We start from the raw sequence: 22,645 nt of genomic DNA, 5'->3' as shown, positions 1-22,645 counted from the left end.
CCCGGTCACCGGCCGCGGGGCACGACCCGATCCGGCGCCCGTCCCACGCGCACCAGCGCGAGGCCGACGGCCGTCAGGACGAGCAGCACCGCGCACACCCGCACGGCCAGGATCGCCGCCCAGCCGAGCACGCCCTCCGCGCTCGATCCGACCAGGAGGAGCGGGGCAGCTCCGACGATCGTCACCAGCCCCGCGACCGCCAGCAGTGCGACGCGCAGGCCGCGCGCGACCCCCGCGGGCAGGCGCCGGGGACGCGGCACCGTGGGCGTCCGGCGCAACCAGAGCACGAACGCGACGGCGAGCACGAGCATCCCGCCCACCGAACACGTGTTCTGCACCAGGTCGTACACGGGGTGGCCGTGGATCGACGCACGGAGGACCGCGATCCGCGCGACCGACCACCCGTGCCGGTGGGTGAACGAGTCCCACGCGACGTGGCTGTAGACGCCGGCGATCACGGTGGCGAGCACCAGCGCCAGCCGACCCACCCGCGCGGCGGGCGTCCGGGACCGGAAGGCGGACCACGCACTCGTCGGGTCGTCCCAGGACGCGGGCAGTCGGTCGTGCACCGACCGGGGTTGGATCGCGGTGAACGCCCATCGGAGCCCGAAGGTCCACGCGGCCAGGGCGATGAGTGCGACCGGCGTGGACACCGTCAGCGCGCCGAGTGCCGAGTGCGTCACCCCGTACGCGGGCAGCTCCGGGACGAAGAGCACCGCGTCCGGTGCCATGGCACCGACGGCGAGGGCCGCTGCGGGGATCCGGGTCCCGCGGAACGGCAGCGCCACGATCGTGTGGCTGACGGTGAACGGCATGCGCGGATGATGGCACACCGGCACCAGGAGGAACCGGGCCGAGGTTGCGCGACACCCGTGGATCAGCCGCGACGTCGATCGGTCGGGGGACAGACACGCTGAGCGGACTCCCGGAAATGGGAGCCCGGGCAGGAGTGCGCGGGTACGGTCCGGGCCATGAGGACCACGAAGATCACGAGCGCGGCCATCGTGGCCGTCGCGTCTGCACTCCTGCTCACCGGCTGTCACACCGCGGGCACCGGGGGCGCGCAGAACCAGGATCCCGTCGGCAAGGTCCCCGGCTCCCAGCAGCAGCAGACGAACCCCGCGCAGCGCAACGGGTCGAAGTGCCCCGTCGCGAACGTCGACGTCGTCGAGCAGATCAACCACGCGCTCGGCACCCACGACGACATCGACTTCGCCGACACGTGGAAGACCACGGGGGGCTGGTACATCGGTGCCTCGGTGGCGCCGACGAACGGCCAGGACGACCCGAACGAGGACGAGGTCGCCGTCTGGGTGACGACGAAGAACCCGACCATGGCGAAGGGGCAGACCTTCGACGGCACGATCTACGCCGTGAACGCCGCGGCGCGCAACGGCTCGTCGTCGCCGAACGCACCCGCGGGCTTCACCGCGTCGTCGTCGGACGCGAAGACCGTGATCAGCTGCATCGTCGAGGACATCGACCACTGATCCACGCGGGTCCGCCCGCGCAACGACTCTGAGCGCCGCGGCCGGCCACGAGCCCCGCGGCGCTCAGTGCTGTCTGCGGCGCTCGCCACTGTCCGGGGGTTCAGTGCTGACACCGCGGACACCAGTAGGTGTCCCGCAGCGACAGCGCGTCCTCGCCGAGCGTGCCGTACCGGATCCGCGTGCCGCAGCGGAGGCACGGCTTGCCGTCGCGCCCGTAGACCCAGAATCGCTGCCCCGGCCGGGTGTTCCCCGTCGTGACGCGGTTGGAGCGGTCGCGGTTCGCCACGATGAGCCGTTCCGCGAGCGCCACCACGCGCGTCGGGTCATGCACCTCGCCGACGGGCCGCGTCGGCAGCACCCCGCGGAGGAAGCACAACTCGTTCCGGTAGACGTTGCCGAGCCCGGCCATGACCCGCTGGTCGAGCAGCGCGAGGCCGATCGGCCGTGCGGGGTCCGCGACGAGGTTCGCCTCGGCGCGCGCCGGGTCCCAGTCCGGCCCGAGCAGGTCCGGGCCGAGGTGCCCGACGATCGTGTCCTCGTGCTCGCGGGGGACGATCTCGAGCACGCCGAGGGTGAACCCCACGGTGGAGACGCCCTCGGCGTCGAGGACGGCGCGTGCCTGGTGTGCAGGGCGCCGCCAACGGTCACCCGGCGCGTAGACGTCCCACCGGCCCTCCATCTTGAGGTGCGAGTGGACGGTGACGTCGCCGATGCGGTGCAGGATGTGCTTGCCGCGCGGGACGACCTCGTCGACCACGCGCCCGGTCAGGTCGACGGTCGCGAACGCCGGTACCCGGAAGTCGGTGCGCGTCAGGACCTTGCCGGCCAGGGCCGCGTGCAGCTTGTGGGCCGCGCGGTAGACGGTGTCGCCCTCAGGCACGGAGTCGCAGTCCCTGTGGCGTGGCGGTGAACCCGGCGTCGCGCAGCAGGTCTCCGAGCGGCGTCTCGAGCACGAAGGTCCCGTCGACGCGCTCGACGGCGAGGCGCCCGAGCCCACGGCGCACCGTCGCGGCGATGGACTGCGCGGCGGCGGCGAGCACGGGTTCGTCCGGGGTGAACGTCAGCACGCTCTTGCCGCCCCGCTCGACGTACACGGCGAGGCGGCCGTCGACGATCGTGACGAGTGCACCGGCCTTGCGTCCCGGCCGGTGTCCGCGCGAGCCGTCCTCGTCCGTGTCGCCCGCCGGCCAGGGCAGCGCCGCACCGAACGGGTTGGCGGGATCGGTCGCGGCGAGGGTGATCGCCACGCGACGGCGCTCCGGGTCGGCCTCGGCGGCGTCGATGTCCTGGCTGTACGTGCGGAGTCGGTCGACGGTGGGCCCGGTCGCGAACTGCGCCGCGCCGAGGCCCTCGACGAAGTAACCGCGACGGGCACGCCCGGTCTCCTCGAACCGGGCGAGCACGCGGTACACGCCGGCGAACCCGCCTCGGACGCCCTCGACCTGCACGGCACCGCGGGTGACGACGCCGTGCCGCTCGAGCAGCTGTTCGGCGAGTGCGGCGGCCCGGACGGTCTGGTCGGGCTCGGCGAGGGGGAGGAGCGACCACCGGCCGCCGACGGTCGGCGGCCCGGACTGTGCAGGCAGGGTCGGCCGTCGTCGGCGACGGTAGGCGCGCGTGCGGGGCGCGGCGGCCCGGGTGCGACCGCCGATCACGGACCGGAGCGGCGCGAAGGTGTCGTTCGTGATCTGCCCGGCCCACACGAGGTCCCACAGCGCCGTCGCGAGGGCCTGGTCGTCCGTGCTGCCGACGGACTGGGCCAGCTGTCGGAAGAAGTACGCGCCGCCACCCGCGAGCGCCCCGAGCACGTCGCGCTGCAGCTCGGTGGTGTCCGCGCCGGACGGTTCGGCGAGCGTCGTCGAGGCCGTGTCCGCCAGGTGCAGGCGCACCCAGCCGTCGTTCCCCGGCAGCGACCCGCCGCCGGACCACAGGACCTCCCCGGTCGCGGTCAGTTCGTCGAGCATCGCGGGTGTGTAGTCGACCACGCGGCTCGGCAGCACCAGCGACTCCCACGCGGACGCCGGGACCGCGACGCCGGACAGCTGGTCGACGACCTGCAGCACGCCGTCGACGCCGCGGAGGCCCCCACGGGTCTCGGGTGTGTGCACGTGCTGCCACGCGGGCAGGAACCGGGCGAGCGCGTCGGCGGACACCGGTTCGACCTCGTGCCGGAGCGCGGCGAGCGACCGCGTCCGGATGCGCCGGAGGACCTCGGCGTCGCACCACTCGGCACCCTGACGGTCCGGGCGGAACTCGCCCTCGACGACGCGCCGGTCCGCGACGAGGCGCCGCAGGACGTCCGTGACCACCGCGACCCCGAGGCCGAGGTGGGTGGCGGCCTCGCCAGCCGCGAACGGCCCGTGGCTCCGTGCGTACCGGCCGACGAGGTCGCCGAGGGGGTCGGCGACCGGCTCGACGAACGCCGTCGGTACGCCGATCGGCAGGGCGACCCCGAGGGCGTCACGGAGGCGCGAGGCGTCCTCGATCACGGACCACCGCTGCTCGCCCCGGAACGTGAAGCCGAGGAGTCGGCGGTCCCGCTCCAGGTCCGTGAGGGTCGTGGTCATCGTCGCCCGGGCGTCCGCGGCGGCGGACTCGGACGTGGCGGCGGCGTCGGCGAGCCAGCTCCGGGCCACGCACTCGTCGAGGTCGAGCGGTCCCACGAGGCGGAGCACGTCGACGAGCCCCTCGGCGTCGCGCGCGCGGCGGTCGGGTGACAGCCGCTGCAGGTCCGCCTCGACGCTCGCGAGCACGCCCGGGTCGAGGAGCTCCCGCAGCTCTGCACGACCGAGCAGTTCGCCGAGCAGGGTGGCGTCGAGCGACAGCGCCGCGGCCCGACGCTCGGCGAGGGGCGAGTCGCCCTCGTACATGAACGCCGCGACGTACCCGAACAGCAGGGAGCGCGCGAACGGCGACGGCTGCTCGGTCTGGGTCTCGACGATGCGGATGGACCGACGCGCGATGTCGTCGGCGATGCCGAGGAGGGCCGGCACGTCGTAGACGTCCTGCAGGACCTCGCGCACGGTCTCGAGGATGATCGGGAACGTCGGGAACTTGCGCGCGACGTCGAGCAGTTGCGACGCCCGCTGGCGCTGCTGCCAGAGCGGCGACCGCCGGCCCGGGTCACGGCGCGGCAACAGGAGCGCGCGAGCGGCGCACTCGCGGAACCGCGCGGCGAACAGCGCGGAGCCCCCGACCTCGTCCGTCACCAACGCGTCGAGGTCGTCGCGCTCGAACACGAACAGCTCGGAGCCGGGAGGCTCGGCGTCGGTCTCCGGGATCCGCACGACCACGCCGTCGTCGCTGGCCATCGCGCCGCCGTCGATCCCGTACCGCTCGCGCAGGCGCGCCCCGACCGCGAGTGCCCACGGTGCGTGGACCTGCATGCCGAACGGCGAGTGCAGGATCATCCGCCAGTCGCCGAGTTCGTCCCGGAAGCGCTCGACCACGAGCGTCGTGTCGGTCGGCACGTGCCCGGTCGCCTCGCGCTGCTCCCGGATGAACGTCAGGAGGTTCGTCACGGCGCGGTCGTCCAGCCCGCTGCCCGACACCCGGGCCCGGGCGTCGTCCGGCGCGGCCGTGTCGAGCTCGCGCACGTACGCGCCCATCGCCCGGCCGAGCTCCGCGGGGCGGCCGATGCCGTCGCCCTTCCAGAACGGGACGCGTCCGGGCTGGCCGAACGCGGGACTGACGAGCACGCGGTCGTGCGTGATGTCCTCGATCCGCCAGCTCGTCGCCCCGAGGGCGAAGACGTCGCCGACGCGGGACTCGTAGACCATCTCCTCGTCGAGCTCGCCGACGCGCGATGCCTTCTCGCCGACCATGAACACGCCGAACAGACCGCGGTCCGGGATCGTGCCACCGCTCGTCACGGCGAGGCGTTGGGCACCCGGACGCCCGGTCATCGTCCCGTGCACGCGGTCCCAGACGAGCCGGGGGCGCAGCTCGGCGAACTCGTCGCTCGGATAGCGCCCGCTCACGAGGTCGAGGGTCGCCTCGAACGCGGAGCGCGGCAGGCCGCTGAACGGAGCACTCCGCCGCACGAGCTCGAACCAGTGCTCGACGTCGACCTCGTCGAGCGCGACGGCGGCCACGGTCTGTTGGGCGAGGACGTCGAGGGGGTTCGCCGGTACCGCGATGGACTCGATGGCGCCCTCGACCATGCGCTCGACGGTGACCGCACTGTGCACGAGGTCGGCGCGGTGCTTCGGGAACAGGACGCCCCGCGAGACCTCGCCGACCTGGTGTCCCGCCCGGCCGACGCGCTGCAGGCCGCTCGCGACCGAGGGTGGTGCCTCGACCTGGACGACGAGGTCGACCTCGCCCATGTCGATCCCGAGCTCGAGCGAACTCGTCGCCACGACGCACCGCAGGCGCCCCGACTTCAGGTCGTCCTCGATGATCGCGCGCTGGTCCTTGGACACGGAGCCGTGGTGGGCGCGGGCCAGGACGGGGACGGCGTCGTCCGTCGTCGCGCCGCCGCCACCGGCCGTCTGTCCGGAGCCGCCGATGAGCTGTGCGGGCGGTCGTCGCGGTGTCGCGCGTCCGTCGTCCGAGCCGGGTCCGTGCTCGGCGGCCTCCCCGGCGTCCGCGGCGACGGCGACCAGGGCCTCCTCGGGGGCGCCGACCAGCCCGAGCCGTTCCTCGTGGATCTCGTTGAGCCGTGCCGTGAGCCGCTCCGCCAGGCGCCGCGAGTTCGCGAACACGATGGTCGACCGGTGGGCCTCGACGAGGTCGACCACGGCCTCCTCGACGTGGGGCCAGATCGAGCCGTTCGTCGGCGTGGCCGTCGGGTCGTCACCCGCGGCGGGCTGCCCGAGTTCGGCCATGTCCTCGACCGGGACGACCACGCGCAGGTCGAACGTCTTCTGGGCGGGCGGCGCGATGATCTCGACGGGAGCCCGACCACCGAGGAACCGTGCGACCTCTTCTGCCGGGCGGACCGTGGCCGACAGGCCGATCCGCTGCACCGGACGCTCGAGCAGGTCGTCGAGGCGCTCGAGGCTCAGGGCGAGGTGCGCGCCCCGCTTCGACGCCGCGACGGCGTGGACCTCGTCGACGATGACGGTGTCCACGTTCCGCAGGGTGTCCCGGGCTGAGGACGTGAGCATGAGGTAGAGCGACTCGGGCGTCGTGATGAGGACGTCGGGCGGCGTCCGCTGCAGCAGGCGACGGTCGGCCGTGGGGGTGTCCCCGCTCCGCACGCCGACGGTGACGTCCGGTGGCTCGAGTCCCAGACGCTTCGCCGTCTGCGTGATGCCGACGAGCGGGCTGCGGAGGTTGCGCTCGACGTCGACGCCGAGCGCCTTGAGCGGGGACACGTACAGCACGCGGGTCCGTGCCCGCGGATCGGGCTGCTCGGGCGCCGTGATGAGCCGGTCGATCGACCACAGGAACGCCGCGAGGGTCTTGCCGGACCCGGTCGGCGCGACGACGAGGGCGTGGCGCCCGGTCGAGACGGCGTCCCACGCGCCGGTCTGCGCGGCCGTGGGCGCGGTGAACGCCCCGCGGAACCACGCGGCAGTGGGCGGCGAGAAGCGGTCGAGCACGTCGGTCATGTGCGGCCCATCATGCCCGCGACGCCCGACATCCGGCCGGGAGGCCCGACCCCGCCCACGTGCTCCGACTCGCCTCCGGACGGAGCCCGGCCGGGCCCGGCGCGGAGCGCCCCTGAACCCGGCTCCCCGTGCCGGCACCCGCCCCGGCTCCTCGTCGACGGACGACGGCGACGACGCATGAGACATCGTCAACGCATTGCACGATACGGCAGGGCGCGAGGTCTCGCATCCCCTCGACCCGTCGCCAGGCCGTCGCTCCACGCCGCGCGTCACGCCGTGGCCGGGGCTGGCGGACAGCGCGCTTCAGCCGTCGTCGCCGCCGGCCCCGTCCCCGTCGCTCGGCTCCGGCACCAGGTGCAGCCCCTGTGCCGAGTTCGCGGTGGCGGTGAGCGCTGCGACCCACGCCCGGTTGAGCGAGGGTGGCCGTGACCCGAAGTACTTGAAGTGCAGCGGGATGGACGGGTCGATCCACACGCTGCTCCGGCCGTCCCCGACCGAGGAGTCGTCGCGCCACGAGAACAGGAAGCTCTCGCGTCGCCGGAGCTTGGCGATGATCACGACGCTGAGGTGCGCGAGCGTGCGGTCGTCGAACCCGATCTCGACCACGTTCACGCCGTACACGAGCTTGCCCATGGCGTCTCCCTCCGGTGACCGGCCGTCGGGATCCGTAGCGGTCCCGTTCCGCTCAGGATGCTCGCTCGGCCGGAAGTCCGCCCCAGCCTTGACGGCTGGCGCATTAACGACATATCGTTCACACATCGCGATACCACGATGAACGCGACATGAACAGGAGGTCGACCATGCGATCCATGCATGACGACGAACACGGTCACGACGGCCACCACCAGGGCCGCAGAGGCCCCTGGGCCGCACGCTTCGGCGGCGCCCGGGAACACCACCAGCACGGCGGCGGCCGAGGCGGCGCGGGAGCGCCGTTCGGACCCGGCGGCTTCGGACCCGGCGGCTTCGGTCCGGGCTTCGCGCCCGGCTTCGGCTTCGGGCGAGAGGGCCGGCGCGCACGCCGTGGCGACGTCCGCCTGGCCGTCCTCGGACTGCTCGCGGACGGCGCCGAGAACGGCGAGCCGTACAACGGCTACGGCCTCATCCGCGCGATCGCCGAGCGGACGGGAGGGAACTGGCGTCCGAGCCCGGGGTCGGTCTACCCGACCCTCCAACAGCTCGTCGACGAGGGTCTGGTGCGCGCCGTGGGCACCGACGGGCGGAGCACCTACGAGCTGACCGACGCCGGCCGCGCCGAGGTCGAGGCGCGCTCCGCCGACATCGCTCGCGCCTGGGAGACGAGCCCGAGCGGTGTCTCGGACACCCAGCGCGCGTTCGCCGAGGGGCTGCAGAAGCTCTTCGGGGTCGTGCACCTCTACCGCTCCGGAGCGTCGGAGGCGCAGCTGGCCGCGGCGCGGGACAAGATCGACCAGCTCCGCCGCGAGCTGCTCCAGATCCTCGCGGAGTGAGCCGGCGCCACGGGTCCGATCCGCGGACCCGACCCGGACCGGCGGCGGTGACCGACCGCGTGCACACCGTGCCACGCGTGCCGGTCGCCGCCGTCGCTCGTCCTGCCTGGTAAGAACGGACCATGGCCTCGTTGCGCACTCCCGACCCCGACTCCGGCTGGCTGTCCGACGAGGAGCTCGCGTCGATCCGGCGCCGACTCCCCATCTGCTACGTCGAGGCGCTGCCCGTCCGCACCGACGGACTCGGTGTCGTGACGGAGGTCGGCGTCCTCCTCCGGGTCAGCCCGAGCGGATCGATCGCGCGCACGCTCGTGTCGGGCCGCGTGATGTACGGGGAGTCGCTGCGGAGCGCGCTGTTCCGTCACCTCGAGAAGGACCTCGGTGCCATGGCGTTCCCGCAGCTGCCCGCGAGCCCGACGCCGTTCACGGTCGCCGAGTACTTCCCGCTGCCCGGCGCGTCGGTGTACACGGACGACCGGCAGCACGCGATCTCGCTCGCCTACGTGGTGCCCGTGACCGGCACGTGCGAACCCCGCCAGGACGCCCTCGAGCTCACGTGGATGACTCCGATCGAGGCGGCGAGTGACGCGGTGGCGGCCGAGATGGAGGGTGGCCGCGGCTCCCTGCTCCGCGCCGGGCTGGCGTCGGTCGGCGCCCTCATGTGACCAGGGGTCAGCACCCCCACACCACCGACACCCGCGACCGCTGCCGGCGCCCCAGCTCGGGGACGACGAACGGCTCGGGAACGACGGACGGCCCCGACGATCATCGATCGTCGGGGCCGTCCGCAGCCGTTCTCCGGCTTGGTCCTACTTGTCCTTGAAGCTGTCCGCGACACCGTGCGCGGCGTCCTTGACGTCCGTCACACCCTGCTTCGCAGAGCCCTTGGCCTGGTCGGTCTGGCCCTCGGTCTTCAACCGGTCGTCGCCGGTCGCGTCGCCGAACGCCTCCTTGGCCTTGCCGAGGAGCTTCTCGCCGTTGTTCTTCATGTCTTCCGTGCCTGCCATGGGCTCTCCTTCCGTCGGGGACGGTTGCCGTCCGGGCCACGTCGTGACCAGGACGCCGCTCACCGTACGCGGATGAGAGGACGTGCTCCCAGCGGGTTGCCAGCGATCAGTCGCGCGCGGATCCGGCCGGACGGGAGGCCCGGCGCGAGCCCGTCCGGCGGGCCGGCTTCTCGTCGTGCCACGGCTGGGCGGGCCGCCCCGTCTCGGACGAGTACACCGCGGCCGAGCCGCCACGCGTCACGGAGGACTGTGCGCGGCGACCGCCGCCGGACGTGTGGCCGGTCGACCGCGAGCCGGCCTGGCCGCCACGCCGGGGCTCGCCGCGACGCGCGTCCGAACGGTGCCCGGCCTCGTCACCGGAACGGGTCCCGGCGGACCGCTGCGGACCTCCCGATCGACCCTGCGTCGGTTCGCCGGTGGCGGTGCCCTGCCCGGTCCCGCGACCGCCGCGGCGACGGCGACGCCCGGCGCCCTCGGTGGCCGAGGCGGCCACCGCGTCGGCGACGGAGCGCGTGGCGCGCTGCGGCTGGCGCTGCGTGGGCGCGGCCTCCGCGACGTGGCGGATCGGTGCGACGTCCCCGACGAGCTCGGTGACCGCGGCGGACCGTGCGGTCACCTGCTGCGGGCGCGCGCCGATCGACGCCTTCTTGAGCATCTGCGCGACGTCGCGGCGCTGCTCGGGGAGCACGACCGTCACGACGTCACCGGCGGACCCGGCACGGGCGGTGCGGCCCGAGCGGTGCAGGTACGCCTTGTGCTCGGTCGGCGGGTCGACGTGCACGACGAGCTCGACACCGTCGACGTGGACACCGCGTGCGGCGACGTCGGTGGCGACGAGGACGAGCGCGTCACCCGATGCGAAGCGCGCGAGGTTGCGGTCCCGCTGCGGCTGCGACAGGTTGCCCTGCAGGTCGACGGCGGGGATCCCGGCCGCGGTCAGCGACTTCGCGAGGCGCTTGGCGTGGTGCTTCGTGCGCATGAACATGATGCGACGGCCGGAGCCCGAGGCGAGCACCTGGACGAGGTCCTTCTTGTCGTCGGCCCCGGACACCTCGAAGATGTGGTGCGTCATCTGGTCGACGTGCGACGAGGCGTCGTCGACGGAGTGCATGACGGGGGAGTGCAGGAACTGCTTGACGAGCTTGTCCACGCCGTTGTCGAGCGTGGCGCTGAAGAGCAGCCGCTGACCATCGGCCGGGGTGGCCTTCATGATCCGCGTGACGACGGGCAGGAACCCGAGGTCCGCCATGTGGTCGGCCTCGTCGAGGACGGTCGCCTCGATGCCGTCGAGCTTGACGTGCCCCTGCTTCATGAGGTCGTCGAGTCGGCCCGGGCAGGCCACGACGATGTCGACCCCGCGCGAGACGGCATCGACCTGACGGCCCTGGGAGACACCGCCGAAGATCACGGTGGTGTTGAGGCCCATCGCCTGGGCGAGCGGGGCGAGCACGGCGTCGATCTGGGTCGCGAGCTCTCGGGTCGGCGCGAGGACGAGCGCGCGGGGGTGGCCGCTCCGGCGACGGCGCTGGTCGCCGGCGAGCCGGGCCACGAGCGGGATCGAGAACGCGAGGGTCTTGCCGGAGCCCGTGCGGCCGCGGCCGAGGACGTCCTTGCCGGCGAGGGTGTCGGGCAGCGTGTCGACCTGGATCGGGAACGCGCCGGTCTTGCCCTGCGCGGTCAGGACGTCGACCATGGCGGTCGGGACGCCGAGTTCGGCGAACGAGGTGGTGGGGGCGTCCGTGTCGGTGGACGCGGGAACGGTGGAGTCGGAGGTCACGAGGGCCTTTCGGATGCGCACGGCCGACGGCCGTGCGGAGCGGGACGCCGGCGCGGACGCGCGGGCGGGTTCGCCGCAGTGAGCCAGGCACGGCCCTCCGTTCTGGAGGCCCGGTGCACGATACGCATCGGTCCGGCCGACCATGTGGCCGGGGACCGGGAGAGTCTCGGGGGCGTCGTACGACGCACGAGGCAGTGGAACGCCTCGAGTGCCCCCATCATATCGCCGTCGGCACCGGAGGGCCAGGGCGACGGGTGTCGGACCGCGTCGGACGGGTGCGCGCTCGGCGCGTCAGTCCTGCCAGCGGTCCCGCAGCGCCGCCACCGTCTGGTCGAACGACAGGCCGTCGTGGCGGGCCTGCTCGGCGAGGACCCGCGCGGCGGCGTCGACCGCCTCGGGCACGGCGGCAGGCCGGACCACGCGGGTCCCACCGCCGCGCGCCGTCGTGACGAGACCGGCCTCCTCGAGCAGCCCGTAGGCCTTGGCGACGGTGCCGGGCGCGAGCCGGAGTTCGCCGGCGAGGCCGCGCACGCTCGGCAGGCGCTCGCCGTCGACCAGGTAGCCCGCGGCGATCTGCGCGGCGATCTGCGAGCGGACCTGCTCGTACGGCGGGACCCGTCCGCCGGCGTCGATCGCGACGAGGTGCCCGGTGCCGCTCACCGCACGTCCTCCGCCGCCACCACGCCGGAGCGCTCGCCCACGGGGATCGGGACGGGGACGGTGTTGCCGGGCGGCGCGAGGGGGCACGCCCATGCCGGGTCGTAGGCGCACGACGGGTTGTACGCGAAGTTGAGGTCGACGACGAGGGAGTCAGGGGTGCCACCGAGGTCCGCGCCCTTGATCGTGTCGAGCAGGTAGCGACCGCCGCCGTACGTGCCCCCGGGGCGTCCCGCGTCGGCGTCCTTGACGGGCACGAACAGCCCACCGCCGTACCCGGCGTGCGCCCAGACGTCGAGCGGTCCGACGTCGGGGACCCGCACCAGGCCGACGCGGTCGAAGGCGACGATGCCGTCGGTGCCGGTCGGGACGTCGAGGTGCGCGGGCTCGGTCGGCTCGACGGCGAGCTCGAACCGCCAGTCGGGGTCGTACGCCGCCACGGGCAGCCCGGTGAACCCCACGGTGTCCTCGGGGAGGAGCGGGCTGGCGGGGTGCTCCGCGAACATCGCGTCGCGTCCGGCCCGCCACAGCGCGTGCGCCTCGGCCGGGTCCCCGACCGCACGGACCCGGCGGTACAGGTCGAAGGTGCGGCGCCGCCAGTCCATCGTGGCGAAGGTGGCGGCGGTCGTCTCGTCCACGGCGGTGCTCGCGTCGGTCACGGGAGCGAGGGTACGCCCGACGGCGATCCGGTGCCCTCCGTCGTCCACAGGGCGCACCGGCCGCGCCCGGCTCTGGTCGGCGTCTCCGGAGGACGGGGGATCAGACGGGGGATCGGCCGCGCGTCGCCCAGGTCGGCGCGAGCATCCGCATGCGCAGGCCGCGCCACTGCCACACCACCCACATGCCCGGCCACAGCGCGACGCCGAGCCCCCACGGCCGCGTGCGGTACACGAGCCGGTCGTGCAGCAGTGTCCGTCCGTCCGCGGTCGCCGTGGCCGCCATCCGGTGCCGGATCGTCATGCGCGCGAACAGGCCGGAGATCCCGCCGCCGACGTCGCGCTGCACGGGGACGCCGTCGACCTCGTACCGCTCGAGGTGCACGTGGGTCGCACCGCTCGGCAGCACGCCGAACGCGTCCGCCCGGACCCGGTGGGGTTCGTCGGGGGTCCACCGCTCCGGGAACCCGCCCGGTTCGAGCGACCGGTACACCAGCAGGGGGCGGGTCACGGCGACCATCACGGCGGGGTCGAGCAGGGCCTCCCGGACCGTGGCGACCGGGGCGTCCAGCACCACGCGGAGTCCGACGTGCACGGTTGCCTCAGGCGTGCCGGCCGGCGTGCCGACCCTCGTGGCGGCTGCCCGCGCGGCGGTCGTGGGCGGCGAGCCGCTCACGCAGACCGAGCCGGACCGTGGGCCACTCGCCGTCGGTGATCGAGTAGACGACGGTGTCGCGTCGACTGCCGTCCGGCCCGAGCCGGTGGTTGCGGAGGACGCCGTCGAGCTTCGCGCCGAGCCCCTCGATCGCGGCACGCGACTGCCGGTTGTGCCAGTGCGTGCGGAACTCGACCGCGATGCACTCCCAGACGTCGAACGCGTGGGACAGCATGAGCAGCTTCGCCTCGGGGTTGACGCCCGTGCGCTGCGCCGAGCGCGCCAGGAACGTCGCGCCGATCTCCACGTGCCGGTTCAGCTCGTCGACGTCGAGGAACGTGGTCGCCCCGACGACCCGACCCGTCGGACGGTCACGGATGGCGAACGGGACCATCGTGCCCGCCGCGTGCTCGGCCAGCCGACGGTCGATCTCGCCCTCGACCTCGGCCGGGCGGGGTACGGACGTGTACCAGGTGCGCCAGAGGTCCCCGTCCGCCACCACGGCCCGCAGGTCGTCGGCGTGCTCGTGTCCGAGCGGCTCGAGCGTGACGCGGTCGCCGATGAGGGTCGGGATCGGGTCGATGTCCATGCGGCGATGTTAGTCGTCGCGGCTACAGTGACGGGGTGCACGAGCGTGGACAGACGAAGTACCAGGTCCGGTTCGGGTGGGGCGCCGCGGGCGCGGGTCGCATCGCCGCCGACGCCCACGTGCTCGTGTGGGTCGACGTCCTCCCGACATCGGAGGTCCGGGCCGTCCTGCCGCTCCTCCCCGCGGGCCCCGAGGTCGTGCACGCGGGACTCGCGGACGCGGACCTCGTGGCGGAGCGGGTGCTGGGCCTCCAGGCCGCACTCGGTGACCGGTGCGTCGTCGCCGTGGTCGGCGCGGGTGTCGACGACGACGCGACGGCCGGCGGTGCGGCGCCGTCGCTCGAGGACGCCGGGGAGGCCGTGGCCGATCCCGCCGGCGCACCCGAGCCCGCCGTCGAGGACCTCCTCGCCGCCGGCGCGGTGGTCGACGCGCTCGCCGCTCGGGGCATCGACCACACGTCGCCCGAAGCCGCCGCGGCCTGCGCCGCGTACACGGGCCTGCGGCGTGCCGTCCGGCACCTCCTGACGGCGTCGGTGAGCGCGACGATGCTCGACGCGGTCGGCCGTCACGACCTGGTGGAGGCGGCGCTCGCCGCCCCCGCGACGCTGCGGACCCTGCGCGCCGGGGGCGCCGGCGGCGGACGGGAACACGGCCGCCGCGGGTAGCGTTCCATAACGGGAACGCGGTCGCCCGGGCCGCGGACCGATCGACCCAGGAGGAACCATGAAGGCCGTCGCCAACGGCACCGTGATCGCCGAGGCCCCGCAGGAGGACCTCATCCAGATCGAGGGGAACTGGTACTTCCCGCCGGCGAGCGTGCGGACCGACCTGCTCGAGGAGTCGGACACGCCGTACCACTGCCCGTGGAAGGGCGACACCCAGTACTTCACGGTCCACGCCGGCGACCAGGTCCTGCCCGACCGCGCGTGGTCGTACCCGGACCCGATCCCGTCGTCGTTCGACCGCGTCGGCAAGGACTACAGCGGCTACGTCGCGTTCTGGAAGGAAGTCCAGGTCACCGACTGACCTGACGCGTGCCCCGCGGCCGGATCCGGACGTCCCGGGTCCGGCCGCGCTGCGTCCGGGGACGGGGGCCGGAGGCCTGCCTGCGAGCCACCTCGGACGGCAGGCAGGGGCGCGCGGGCTCAGCCGTGCAGCGTCAGCCAGATGAGCGCGACGTTGAGCGCGACGATGACGACCGCGATCACCGACGCGAGCACCCGCGTCCCGATCGCGTTGACGTCCGGCCCCATGAGGCTCCGGCGGGACGTGTACGCGACGAGCGGCACGACGGCGAACGCGATGCCGAAGCTGAGGACCACCTGGCTCACCACGAGCAGGACGGTCGGGTCGACCGCGACCGCGAGGAGCACCAGGGCGGGCACGAGCGTCAGGAGGCGCCGGAGCAGCAGCGGGATCCGGACGTGCAGCAGGCCCCGCATGATCTCCGCCCCGGCCATGCAGCCCACCGAGGTCGACGCCAACCCCGACGCGAGGAGCCCGACCGCGAACAGCACGCCCACGACCGGACCCAGGTGTGCCGTGATCGCGCGCTGGGCACCCGCGATCGTGTCGGTGCCCCCGACCCCCTGCAGCGTCGCGGCCGCCAGGACGAGCATCGCGACGTTGACCCCGCCCGCGACGACGAGCGCGAGCCCGACGTCCCAGCGGGTGGCGCGGAGCACCCGCCGGCGCTCGGTGCCCGGCGCGGCCGCCGCGTGCCGGTCCCGGCTCAGCGCGGAGTGCAGGTAGACGGCGTGCGGCATGACCGTCGCGCCGAGCATCGACGCCGCGAGCACGACCGACCCCGAGCCCTCGAACCGCGGCGCGAGTCCCGCGAGCATCGCCGACGGTGACGGATCGGTGAACACGAGGCCGGCGCAGAACCCCACGGTGAGCACGGCGAGCATGCCCGAGACGACGACCTCGAACGTCCGGGCGCCCCGGCGGGACTGCACGGCGAGCACGACGACCGACACGATCCCCGTGACGACCCCGCCGACGAACAGCGGGAGCCCGAACAGCAGGTGGAGCGCCAGTGCGCCGCCGATCACCTCGGCGACGTCGGTGGCCGCCGCGACGACCTCGGCCTGGGCCCAGAACAGCAGTCGCGCGGGGCGGCGCATGTGCGCGCCGAGCACCTCGGGCAGTGAGCGACCCGTCACGATGCCGAGCTTCGCCGACAGGTACTGCACGACCACCGCGCTCGCGTTCGCCGCGACGAGCACCCAGAGCAGCAGGTACCCGTAGCGCGCGCCGGCGGTGAGGTTCGCGGCGACGTTCCCCGGGTCGACGTACGCGATCGCCGCGACGAACGCGGGCCCGAGGAGTGCGAGACCGCCCGCCCGCCGACGTTCCGGCCGGGGGTCGGTCACCGTGCTGCGACGCGCGCGCGGTGCGCGCGGACCTTCTCGCGGTTGCCGCACCGTTGCATCGAGCACCACCGCCGGGTGCCACCGCGCGACCCGTCGTGGAACACGAGCCCGCAGTCGGCGGCCGCGCAGCGGCTCAGCCGACCGGCGTGGTCTCCCTCGACGCCGTCGAACCCGACCTCGGTGAACAGCGCGACCGCGTCACGCGCGATGCTCGACAGGGCCTGCGCGAGTCGGACGCGGTTCGCACCGGCGCGACGACGCCCTCCGGCGAGGGTCGGCGGGACGTCGGGCAGGGCGGCGAACAGGTTGACGGTGTCGATGTCGTCCGGGCGCGGTCGGACCGGGCCGGCGGGTGCGCGGAGGCCCGCGGCCACGACGCTGCCGCCGGCCGTGACGACGGGCGGTGGTGCCGCGGCCACCGCGAGGCGGGCGATCGCGCCCCGGAGCTCGCGCGCGTCGTGCAGTTCACGCTCGCCGGCGCCGACGTCCACCGGTTCGGTGTGCTCGGACAACCACTGGTCGAGGTCGGCGGGCGTCGCGAGCAGTTCGCCGAGGTGCGCCCGCGGCCGGAGTCCGTCCGGGTCGTCGGCGAAGCCGCCCGTGTGGGCGAAGTCGAGCGCGATCCGGCCCGCGTCGTAGAACCACGTCCCGCCGGACTCGGTCCTGATCTGCTGCCCGGTGTGCACGGACACCACGCTAGTCGGTTACGTCGCAGCCGGTTCAGATCAGGCCGCGCGCTCGGGTGTGCGGCGCTGCCAGGTGATCCCGTGCCGGGGGTCGTATCGCCGCGAGCACCGCGCGCACGCCATCGGGCGGTTCGGGGTGCGGTACCGGAAGTGCTCGTGGCCGGCCGGGCACGTCCCGACCCACGGCGCGAGTTCGCTCGCGATGGGCCCGTCGTGCAAGCGCGAGCCGACGTACCCGATGGCCCCCGCTGCCCGTCGCCATGCCGGACCGTGGCCGGCGCGGGCACCCGCGAGCGCGTGGGCGACCTCGTGCAGGAGCACCTGCCGGACCTCGTCATCGGTCGAGCGCAGGGCGATGTACCGGCTGACGGTGATGCGGCGGCGGCCGAAGTCGCACTGCCCGGCGCGGGTCTTCGCGTTGTCGAGGTCGAACGACCAGCTCCCGGGTTCCAGGTGGGCGCCCATGACCGCGGCGGCGATCTGCCGGACGCGGTCCAGGTCGCTCACCGGGGCAGGTCCCTCCTCGCCGCGGCGGCACGCACGGCGTCGGCTGGATCCGAGCGTCGCGAGGACGAGGGGTTCTGCAGGTGGGCACGCATCGCTTCCTCCACCGCGGCCTTGAGCGCGCTCGTCCGCTCCGGTGATGCCCCCGCGGCACGGAAGGCGTCGTGGGCGCGGTTGAGTGCGGCGCGGGCCTCCTCGTAGCGGTTCAGTTCGTACAGCGACCAGCCCTCGAGCTCGGCGGCGGCACCCTCGAGCTCGTACCACTCCTCGATCGCGGCGGTGCCCCGGGCGGTCGAGGCCTCGGTCACCGCGCGCTCGAACCGGCCGAGGTCGTGCAGCACGTGCGCGCGTCGGATGCGGGCGGACACTCCGTCGGCGCGGTCACCCGTGAAGAGAGCGAGGCGGAACCCCTCCTCGGCCACGGTGAGGGCCTCGTCGAGCCGACCGAGCAGCCGGAGCAGTTCGGCCCGCTCGGCGAGCGCTGCCGTGCTGCGGTTCTGGCCGAGGCGCTGTAGTCGCTCCTGCACGAGGGCGACGTCCACGGCGGGACGGAGGCTGATGGGCGCGAACGTGCTCCCGGGGCTGACTCCGGCGGTCCGCGGCCGCAGGTCCACCGGGTCGGTGTCCCGGAGGCGTCGGTCCGCGCGCGGGTCCCGGGGGCCGGTCGGGTCGGTCGGGAGGGGGCACATCAGGAACGAGGGTAGCCCCGTCGACCTGCGTGCGGGGTGCACTGCGCCCGCTCGGCGGCGACCGTCATCGCGTCGCTGCGGCGACGACGGCCGTGTAGACCGCGCCGAAGGCGATCGGCCCGAGCACGGCGACGACCACTGCGATGATCCCGAACACGCGGCCGCGGTCCTTGGCGATCGCGATGATGCCCTGCACGAGGGCCCAGATCCCGAAGGCCGTGCCCACGAGGGCGAGGAGACCGCCCGTCGCGATCCCCGCGAGCACGGACGGGTCCTGGCGGATCTTCGCCTGGAGCTCCGACTGGTCGACCACGCCGCCACCGCTGCGGATCTGGTCGGCGAGGCCGGGGATGTGCGCCAGGCCCTGGCCGAAGACGATCCCGCCGACGATCCCGAGCGCGAGCGCCACGATGCCGGCGATGAGCGCGATCACGCCGAGTCGACGGGACGGTCGCGCGCCGCCAGCGCTCGCCCACGCCGCGCTGCCGCCGGACGGCTGCCCGTAGGGGTGCTGCGCGTACGGCTGCCACTGCGGAGCGCCGTGCTGGGTGTCGCCCTGGTGCGGCTGGCCGTACTGGGGCTGGCCGTACTGCTGGCCGTCGTGCTGTTGGCCGTACTGCTGCCCGTCGTGCTGTTGGCCGTACTGCTGCCCGTCGTGCTGCTCGCCGTACCGGCGCTGCCCGTACTGCTGGCCGTCGTCCTGCTGGCCGTACCGGGGCTGGCCGTCCTGCGGTGCCGGGTCCTGCCGCTCGCCGTACCGGGGCTGCCCGTCCGGCTGCTCGCCGTACCGCGGCTGCCCGTCCCGCGGGGCCTCACCGTGTCGGTCGGCGTCGGGCTGCGGCAGGCGCTCCCCCCACCGGGGTGCGTCGCGGTCGTCGTTGCTCATGGCGGTTCCCCACTCGTCCGGGTCGGTGCGACGCCGGGGGCCCGGCGGCACTGCGCTCATCCTGGCAGGACCGGCGGCCCAGCGGCAGGGGACTCAGCGCCCGCTCGTGAACACGGACCGGTTCGGCTCCGGGGACCCGGTCGCGGTGTCGTCCGTCACGACGGCCGCACCGGCGATGAGCGCGGTGAGTTCGGCGCCGTGCACGACCTTGCTCGGGAGCGGGTCGGACGCGAACCGTCGGGGCATGTCGGCGAACGGCAGTTCGGTCGGCGAGGCGAGGAGCACCACGTTCCCGAACCGCCGCCCCTTGAGCATCCCCGTGTCCGCCACGGCCGCCACGGAGGGCAGCACGGCCTGCAGCGTCGCGAGCTGCCCGCGCACGAACGCCAGGCCGGCACCGTCCGCCGCGTTCACCGCGATGATCCCGGTGGGCGACAGGAGCGCGGCGAGCTCCCGGTGGAACTCGATGCTCGTCACGTGGGCCGGCGTCGTCGAGCCGCTGAAGACGTCGACCACGGCGAGGTCGACCGTCCCGGCGAGTCCCGCGGGCAGCCGTTCGAGCACGGCGCGGGCGTCGCCGTACCGGACTCGGATGGACGCGTCGCGGGGCAGGGGCAGCTCCTTGCGCACCAGGTCGACGAGGTCCCGCTCGAGTTCGATCACCTGCTGGCGGGACCCCGGGCGGGTGGCCGCGACGTACCGTGGCAGCGTCAGCGCCCCGGCGCCGAGGTGCAGCGCGGTGATCGGCCCCGACGGCAGCAGGTCGATCGCGTGGCCGATCCGCCGCACGTACTCGAAGGCCAGGTGGGTGGGGTCCTCGAGGTCGACGTGCGACTGCGGGGTGCCGTCGACGACGAGCGTGTACGACCCCGGGCGGTGCCGGTCTGGCTCGATCACGGCGATGCCGGCACCGATGCGGATTGCGTCCTCCATGCCCCCATCCTCCGCCTTGCCCCGACGAGCACGATCACCACCCGCCTGCACCCCGGTCCCCACCCGGGGGTGGTGGGGCGTCCGCGACCCGATGACGAGGCTGGATCCCGGTGGTCACGGGAGCGTCCCGACCACCGGGAGGAGACCGTCGTCATGACGCTGCAGGCCATCGGGAACATCGCGCTCGGACTCGCGCTCGTCGCGTTCCTCATGTACCGCCAGACCACCTGGCGCCGCGTCGACCCGACCCGGGTCTGGCGGATGCCGGTCGTCCTTGCCGGCGTCGGCGTGCTCTCGCTCACGCACAGCGGCGTGACCCGCGTCGGCACGGTGGACGTCGCGCTCCTCGTGGTCGAGCTCGTGCTGTCGGCCGCCGTCGGTGCGGTGATGGGCACGATGACGCGGTTCCGGACCGTGGACGCAGGTGGCCCCGGGCGGCCGTCGTCCCTGGAGGCGCGGAGCGGCTGGACCGGCGCGGCGCTCTGGCTCGTCCTCGTCCTGGTCCGCGTCGGGATCGACGTCCTCGGATCGCAGCTCGGCGCCGTCCTGCTCACCTCGACCGGGGTGGTCCTGCTCGGGATCGCGGCGAACCGGGCCGCCCGCGCGTTCGTCATCGACCGCCGGATCCCGCGCGGACCCCTCGTCCGGGCATGATGGAGCGGTGAACAGCGTGGGCCGCCCCGGCACCGGTTCGACCGACGCCCTGCTGACGGACCGCAACGGAGTCGGCTCCGCACTCAACCTCGTCGGCGTGGTCGTCGTCGCGTGGTCGACGGCCCGGTCCTTCGCCGGCGCGGACGTGCCCGTGCTCGTCGTGGTCGCCACCGGGGTCGCCCTGCTCGCGTGGGCCGTGCGGCTGTTCCTGCCCGGACGTGCCGGCCCGGCCGTCGCCGCGGTCGTGATGGTCCTCCTCGCCGCACCGGGCGTCATGGCGTCCTCGGCCGCCCTCGTCGCACCGATCATGGTCGCGCTCGTCGTCCTCGGGGCGGACCTCGCGCTGCCGGTGTGGCTCGGACCGTCGCTCGCCGGGGTCGCGGCCGTCATCGTCGCGGTCGTGGCGGCCGTCGAGGGCGTCCCGGCACTGGTCCTGCTCGGCGTGCTCGCGGGCCTCGCGGTGGCGGTCCTCATCGGGGTCAGCCGGCGGCAGGCCCGGCTCGCCAGGCGCCGAGAGGAAGCGCTCGCACACCGCGTGGCCGAGGCCGAGGCCGAGCAGCAGCGGTCCGCGTTGCTCGCCGACCGGGCTCGGGTCGCCCGAGACGTCCACGACGTCCTCGCGCACGGACTCGGCGGACTCGTCCTCCAGCTCGACGCGGTCGAGGCCCTCCTCGAGGCCGGGCGGACGGCCGAGGGCACCGCCAAGGCCGCCGATGCCCGCCGTCTCGCCGCGGACAGCCTGGTGGAGGCCCGGCGTGCGGTCGCGGCGCTCCGCGATCCGGAGGGGAGGGACGGAGCCGCACCGTCCCTCCCCGCCGCGTCCCGCGCCGCCGTGTCCGGCAGCGACGTGTCCGGCGCCGCCACGTCCGGCCCTTTCGACGCCGGTGCCGCCGTGCCCGACCCTGGCGCATCGGGCGGCGGGCTCGTGCCCCTCGTGGCCGCGCACCGCTCGTTCGGCGGCGCCGTGCTCACCGAGGGCGACCTCTCGCTGCGGGACCTCGACGACGCGCACCGCGCGGTCGTCGTCGCCGCGGCCCGGGAGGCCCTGAGCAACGCCCGCAGGCACGCGCCGGGTGCCACCGTGGAGCTCTCCGTCGTCCACGGTTCCGATGCCGTCGACGTGGTCGTCACGAACCCGCTCGCCAGCGGTGGCCACGGCCTGGTCGGCATGCGGGAGCGGTTCGCGGAGCTCGGCGACGGTTCGGCCGTCCGCGCCGATCGCCAGGCGGGGGAGTTCGTCGTGTCGATGCACGTGCCCCACGTGGACGGCGGCCCGCGCTCGTGACCCCGATCCGCGTCCTCGTCGCCGACGACCAGGCGATCGTCCGCGACGGGCTCGTGACGGTCCTGTCGCTCCTGCCCGACGTCGAGGTCGTCGGCGAGGCCGCCGACGGCGCCGCGGCACTCGCGCTCGTGGCGACGGAACGCCCCGACGTCGTCCTCATGGACCTCCGGATGCCCGGGGTCGACGGCGCGACGGCGACCGCGGCGATCCAGCGCGAGCACCCCGGGGTCCGCGTCCTCGTGCTCACGACCTTCGCGGACGACGCCTCGATCGTCACCGCGCTCCGTGCCGGGGCCCGCGGGTACCTGACGAAGGACGCGGGTCGAGCCGAACTCGCGGCGGCGGTCCGGGCCGTGGCGAGTGGGCAGACGACCCTGGACGCGTCGGTGGCGGCGCTCCTCGTGGCGAACCTGCCGGACGCGACCGAGCCGACGACGGGCCTCCCGGCACCGGCGGCGCCGCGGGCGACGGGCGCCGCGGATCCGGGGACCCACCCCCTGGCAGCGCCCTCGCGAGCGGCGGACCCGGCGACACCCGGGGCGCTCCGCACCCGCTGGCCGACGCTCACCCCGCGCGAGGCGGACGTGCTCGCGGCGATCGCGGCGGGTCGCACGAACCCGGAGATCGCCAGCGCGCTGTTCCTGACGGTCCCGACCGTGAAGTCGTACGTGAACCAGGTGTTCGCCAAGCTCGGCGTCCGCACCCGGGCCGAGGCGGTCGCGGTCGTCCTGTCCCCGCGCTCCTGACACCCCTCCGGCCCCGCCCATCCGAGCCG

At 74.4% G+C, this 22,645-nt stretch carries 24 protein-coding genes; 8 read left to right on the top strand and 16 right to left on the bottom strand.

The features are described from left to right. Positions 1-5: 5 nt before the first annotated feature. Positions 6-815, bottom strand: coding sequence for a DUF4184 family protein (locus tag DEI86_RS13945; RefSeq protein WP_111049930.1), 810 nt, complete (start codon positions 813-815; stop codon positions 6-8). Positions 816-971: 156 nt separating this feature from the next. Here DEI86_RS13945 and DEI86_RS13940 point away from each other — a divergent pair, with 156 nt between their 5' ends. Further along, a complete protein-coding gene (locus DEI86_RS13940) occupies positions 972-1,490 on the top strand; it encodes a hypothetical protein (RefSeq protein WP_111011239.1) in 519 nt (172 codons plus the stop codon). Between the two features lie 100 nt (positions 1,491-1,590). On the opposite strand, the gene DEI86_RS13935 is transcribed toward DEI86_RS13940, so the two are convergent. The 3 genes from DEI86_RS13935 to DEI86_RS13925 all read right to left on the bottom strand — a co-directional run bounded on the left by DEI86_RS13935 (position 1,591) and on the right by DEI86_RS13925 (position 7,681). Then, positions 1,591-2,370 (bottom strand): DNA-formamidopyrimidine glycosylase family protein, encoded by a 780-nt coding sequence (locus DEI86_RS13935; protein ID WP_111049929.1) that lies wholly within the window; start codon positions 2,368-2,370, stop codon positions 1,591-1,593. Then, positions 2,363-7,048, bottom strand: a complete 4,686-nt coding sequence (locus tag DEI86_RS13930) for an ATP-dependent helicase (RefSeq protein ID WP_111049928.1) — start codon at positions 7,046-7,048, stop codon at positions 2,363-2,365. The genes DEI86_RS13935 and DEI86_RS13930 overlap by 8 nt, the downstream gene beginning before the upstream one ends. A 303-nt stretch (positions 7,049-7,351) precedes the next feature. Then, positions 7,352-7,681 (bottom strand): ATP-dependent DNA ligase, encoded by a 330-nt coding sequence (locus tag DEI86_RS13925; RefSeq protein ID WP_111049927.1) that lies wholly within the window; start codon positions 7,679-7,681, stop codon positions 7,352-7,354. 167 nt (positions 7,682-7,848) lie between these two features. Here DEI86_RS13925 and DEI86_RS13920 point away from each other — a divergent pair, with 167 nt between their 5' ends. Together DEI86_RS13920 and DEI86_RS13915 are read left to right on the top strand one after the other, a co-directional pair. Then, entirely contained in the window at positions 7,849-8,517 is a 669-nt protein-coding gene (locus DEI86_RS13920; RefSeq protein WP_111049926.1) for a PadR family transcriptional regulator, read from the top strand. 122 nt (positions 8,518-8,639) lie between these two features. Further along, entirely contained in the window at positions 8,640-9,182 is a 543-nt protein-coding gene (locus DEI86_RS13915) for an NUDIX hydrolase family protein (protein ID WP_111011244.1), read from the top strand. 144 nt (positions 9,183-9,326) lie between these two features. On the opposite strand, the gene DEI86_RS13910 is transcribed toward DEI86_RS13915, so the two are convergent. From DEI86_RS13910 to DEI86_RS13885, 6 genes are all read right to left on the bottom strand, one after another. Beyond that, positions 9,327-9,524: a CsbD family protein gene (locus DEI86_RS13910; protein WP_111011245.1), complete on the bottom strand. Its 198-nt coding sequence runs from the start codon at positions 9,522-9,524 to the stop codon at positions 9,327-9,329. A 106-nt stretch (positions 9,525-9,630) separates the two neighbouring features. Continuing rightward, positions 9,631-11,217, bottom strand: a complete 1,587-nt coding sequence (locus tag DEI86_RS13905) for a DEAD/DEAH box helicase (RefSeq protein WP_111011266.1) — start codon at positions 11,215-11,217, stop codon at positions 9,631-9,633. A 375-nt stretch (positions 11,218-11,592) separates the two neighbouring features. After that, the gene (locus DEI86_RS13900; protein ID WP_258368737.1) at positions 11,593-11,961 is read right to left on the bottom strand and encodes a GntR family transcriptional regulator; all 369 of its coding nucleotides are present in this window, start codon (positions 11,959-11,961) and stop codon (positions 11,593-11,595) included. Then, the gene (locus DEI86_RS13895) at positions 11,958-12,563 is read right to left on the bottom strand and encodes a DUF1684 domain-containing protein (RefSeq protein ID WP_111049945.1); all 606 of its coding nucleotides are present in this window, start codon (positions 12,561-12,563) and stop codon (positions 11,958-11,960) included. The genes DEI86_RS13900 and DEI86_RS13895 overlap by 4 nt, the downstream gene beginning before the upstream one ends. A 154-nt stretch (positions 12,564-12,717) precedes the next feature. Then, positions 12,718-13,209 (bottom strand): hypothetical protein, encoded by a 492-nt coding sequence (locus DEI86_RS13890; RefSeq protein WP_146244950.1) that lies wholly within the window; start codon positions 13,207-13,209, stop codon positions 12,718-12,720. A 7-nt stretch (positions 13,210-13,216) separates the two neighbouring features. Beyond that, positions 13,217-13,858: a GNAT family N-acetyltransferase gene (locus tag DEI86_RS13885; RefSeq protein ID WP_111027518.1), complete on the bottom strand. Its 642-nt coding sequence runs from the start codon at positions 13,856-13,858 to the stop codon at positions 13,217-13,219. Between the two features lie 35 nt (positions 13,859-13,893). Here DEI86_RS13885 and DEI86_RS13880 point away from each other — a divergent pair, with 35 nt between their 5' ends. Together DEI86_RS13880 and DEI86_RS13875 are read left to right on the top strand one after the other, a co-directional pair. Beyond that, the gene (locus DEI86_RS13880; protein ID WP_111011249.1) at positions 13,894-14,523 is read left to right on the top strand and encodes a hypothetical protein; all 630 of its coding nucleotides are present in this window, start codon (positions 13,894-13,896) and stop codon (positions 14,521-14,523) included. A 58-nt stretch (positions 14,524-14,581) separates the two neighbouring features. Continuing rightward, positions 14,582-14,884 carry a DUF427 domain-containing protein gene (locus DEI86_RS13875; RefSeq protein WP_111011250.1) on the top strand — a complete coding sequence of 101 codons (303 nt, stop codon included), beginning with the start codon at positions 14,582-14,584 and terminating at the stop codon, positions 14,882-14,884. Positions 14,885-15,003: 119 nt separating this feature from the next. Here the strand turns inward: DEI86_RS13875 and DEI86_RS13870 are convergent, their stop codons facing one another. The 6 genes from DEI86_RS13870 to DEI86_RS13845 form a co-directional block, all read right to left on the bottom strand. Then, positions 15,004-16,233: an Nramp family divalent metal transporter gene (locus tag DEI86_RS13870; RefSeq protein ID WP_111049924.1), complete on the bottom strand. Its 1,230-nt coding sequence runs from the start codon at positions 16,231-16,233 to the stop codon at positions 15,004-15,006. Next, complete coding sequence (locus tag DEI86_RS13865; protein ID WP_258376560.1) at positions 16,230-16,919, bottom strand: CGNR zinc finger domain-containing protein; 690 nt, start codon at positions 16,917-16,919, stop codon at positions 16,230-16,232. Before DEI86_RS13865 ends, DEI86_RS13870 begins: the two co-directional genes overlap by 4 nt. A gap of 39 nt (positions 16,920-16,958) precedes the next feature. Further along, entirely contained in the window at positions 16,959-17,426 is a 468-nt protein-coding gene (locus tag DEI86_RS13860) for a SprT-like domain-containing protein (protein WP_111049923.1), read from the bottom strand. Beyond that, entirely contained in the window at positions 17,423-18,112 is a 690-nt protein-coding gene (locus DEI86_RS13855; RefSeq protein ID WP_111012108.1) for a hypothetical protein, read from the bottom strand. Before DEI86_RS13855 ends, DEI86_RS13860 begins: the two co-directional genes overlap by 4 nt. Positions 18,113-18,176: 64 nt before the next feature. After that, entirely contained in the window at positions 18,177-18,998 is an 822-nt protein-coding gene (locus DEI86_RS13850; protein ID WP_111049922.1) for a hypothetical protein, read from the bottom strand. Positions 18,999-19,091: 93 nt separating this feature from the next. After that, positions 19,092-19,931, bottom strand: coding sequence for a spermidine synthase (locus DEI86_RS13845; RefSeq protein WP_111011255.1), 840 nt, complete (start codon positions 19,929-19,931; stop codon positions 19,092-19,094). A gap of 153 nt (positions 19,932-20,084) precedes the next feature. Here DEI86_RS13845 and DEI86_RS13840 point away from each other — a divergent pair, with 153 nt between their 5' ends. The 3 genes from DEI86_RS13840 to DEI86_RS13830 are packed head-to-tail and all read left to right on the top strand — an operon-like array spanning position 20,085 to position 22,616. Continuing rightward, positions 20,085-20,585 carry a hypothetical protein gene (locus DEI86_RS13840; protein WP_111011256.1) on the top strand — a complete coding sequence of 167 codons (501 nt, stop codon included), beginning with the start codon at positions 20,085-20,087 and terminating at the stop codon, positions 20,583-20,585. 7 nt (positions 20,586-20,592) lie between these two features. Next, on the top strand, positions 20,593-21,870 hold the full coding sequence (locus tag DEI86_RS13835) for a sensor histidine kinase (RefSeq protein WP_111049921.1): 1,278 nt from the start codon (positions 20,593-20,595) through the stop codon (positions 21,868-21,870). Continuing rightward, positions 21,867-22,616, top strand: a complete 750-nt coding sequence (locus DEI86_RS13830) for a response regulator transcription factor (RefSeq protein WP_111049920.1) — start codon at positions 21,867-21,869, stop codon at positions 22,614-22,616. Before DEI86_RS13835 ends, DEI86_RS13830 begins: the two co-directional genes overlap by 4 nt. The last annotated feature ends 29 nt before the right edge of the window (positions 22,617-22,645 follow it).

Origin of the sequence: Curtobacterium sp. MCBD17_028 (genome assembly GCF_003234875.1) — a bacterium.
Lineage (GTDB): Bacteria > Actinomycetota > Actinomycetes > Actinomycetales > Microbacteriaceae > Curtobacterium.
This window is presented reverse-complemented; position numbering and strand designations above follow the sequence as displayed.

What these genes read in the sequence shown, in the direction of transcription:
- DEI86_RS13945 (WP_111049930.1), bottom strand. Translation starts at nt 815, where the DNA reads ATGCCGTTCACCGTCAGCCACACGATCGTGGCGCTGCCGTTCCGCGGG.
- DEI86_RS13940 (WP_111011239.1), top strand. Translation starts at nt 972, where the DNA reads ATGAGGACCACGAAGATCACGAGCGCGGCCATCGTGGCCGTCGCGTCT.
- DEI86_RS13930 (WP_111049928.1), bottom strand. Translation starts at nt 7,048, where the DNA reads ATGACCGACGTGCTCGACCGCTTCTCGCCGCCCACTGCCGCGTGGTTC.
- DEI86_RS13925 (WP_111049927.1), bottom strand. Translation starts at nt 7,681, where the DNA reads ATGGGCAAGCTCGTGTACGGCGTGAACGTGGTCGAGATCGGGTTCGAC.
- DEI86_RS13920 (WP_111049926.1), top strand. Translation starts at nt 7,849, where the DNA reads ATGCGATCCATGCATGACGACGAACACGGTCACGACGGCCACCACCAG.
- DEI86_RS13915 (WP_111011244.1), top strand. Translation starts at nt 8,640, where the DNA reads ATGGCCTCGTTGCGCACTCCCGACCCCGACTCCGGCTGGCTGTCCGAC.
- DEI86_RS13910 (WP_111011245.1), bottom strand. Translation starts at nt 9,524, where the DNA reads ATGGCAGGCACGGAAGACATGAAGAACAACGGCGAGAAGCTCCTCGGC.
- DEI86_RS13905 (WP_111011266.1), bottom strand. Translation starts at nt 11,217, where the DNA reads ATGGTCGACGTCCTGACCGCGCAGGGCAAGACCGGCGCGTTCCCGATC.
- DEI86_RS13895 (WP_111049945.1), bottom strand. Translation starts at nt 12,563, where the DNA reads ATGGACTGGCGGCGCCGCACCTTCGACCTGTACCGCCGGGTCCGTGCG.
- DEI86_RS13885 (WP_111027518.1), bottom strand. Translation starts at nt 13,858, where the DNA reads ATGGACATCGACCCGATCCCGACCCTCATCGGCGACCGCGTCACGCTC.
- DEI86_RS13875 (WP_111011250.1), top strand. Translation starts at nt 14,582, where the DNA reads ATGAAGGCCGTCGCCAACGGCACCGTGATCGCCGAGGCCCCGCAGGAG.
- DEI86_RS13855 (WP_111012108.1), bottom strand. Translation starts at nt 18,112, where the DNA reads ATGTGCCCCCTCCCGACCGACCCGACCGGCCCCCGGGACCCGCGCGCG.
- DEI86_RS13850 (WP_111049922.1), bottom strand. Translation starts at nt 18,998, where the DNA reads ATGAGCAACGACGACCGCGACGCACCCCGGTGGGGGGAGCGCCTGCCG.
- DEI86_RS13845 (WP_111011255.1), bottom strand. Translation starts at nt 19,931, where the DNA reads ATGGAGGACGCAATCCGCATCGGTGCCGGCATCGCCGTGATCGAGCCA.
- DEI86_RS13840 (WP_111011256.1), top strand. Translation starts at nt 20,085, where the DNA reads ATGACGCTGCAGGCCATCGGGAACATCGCGCTCGGACTCGCGCTCGTC.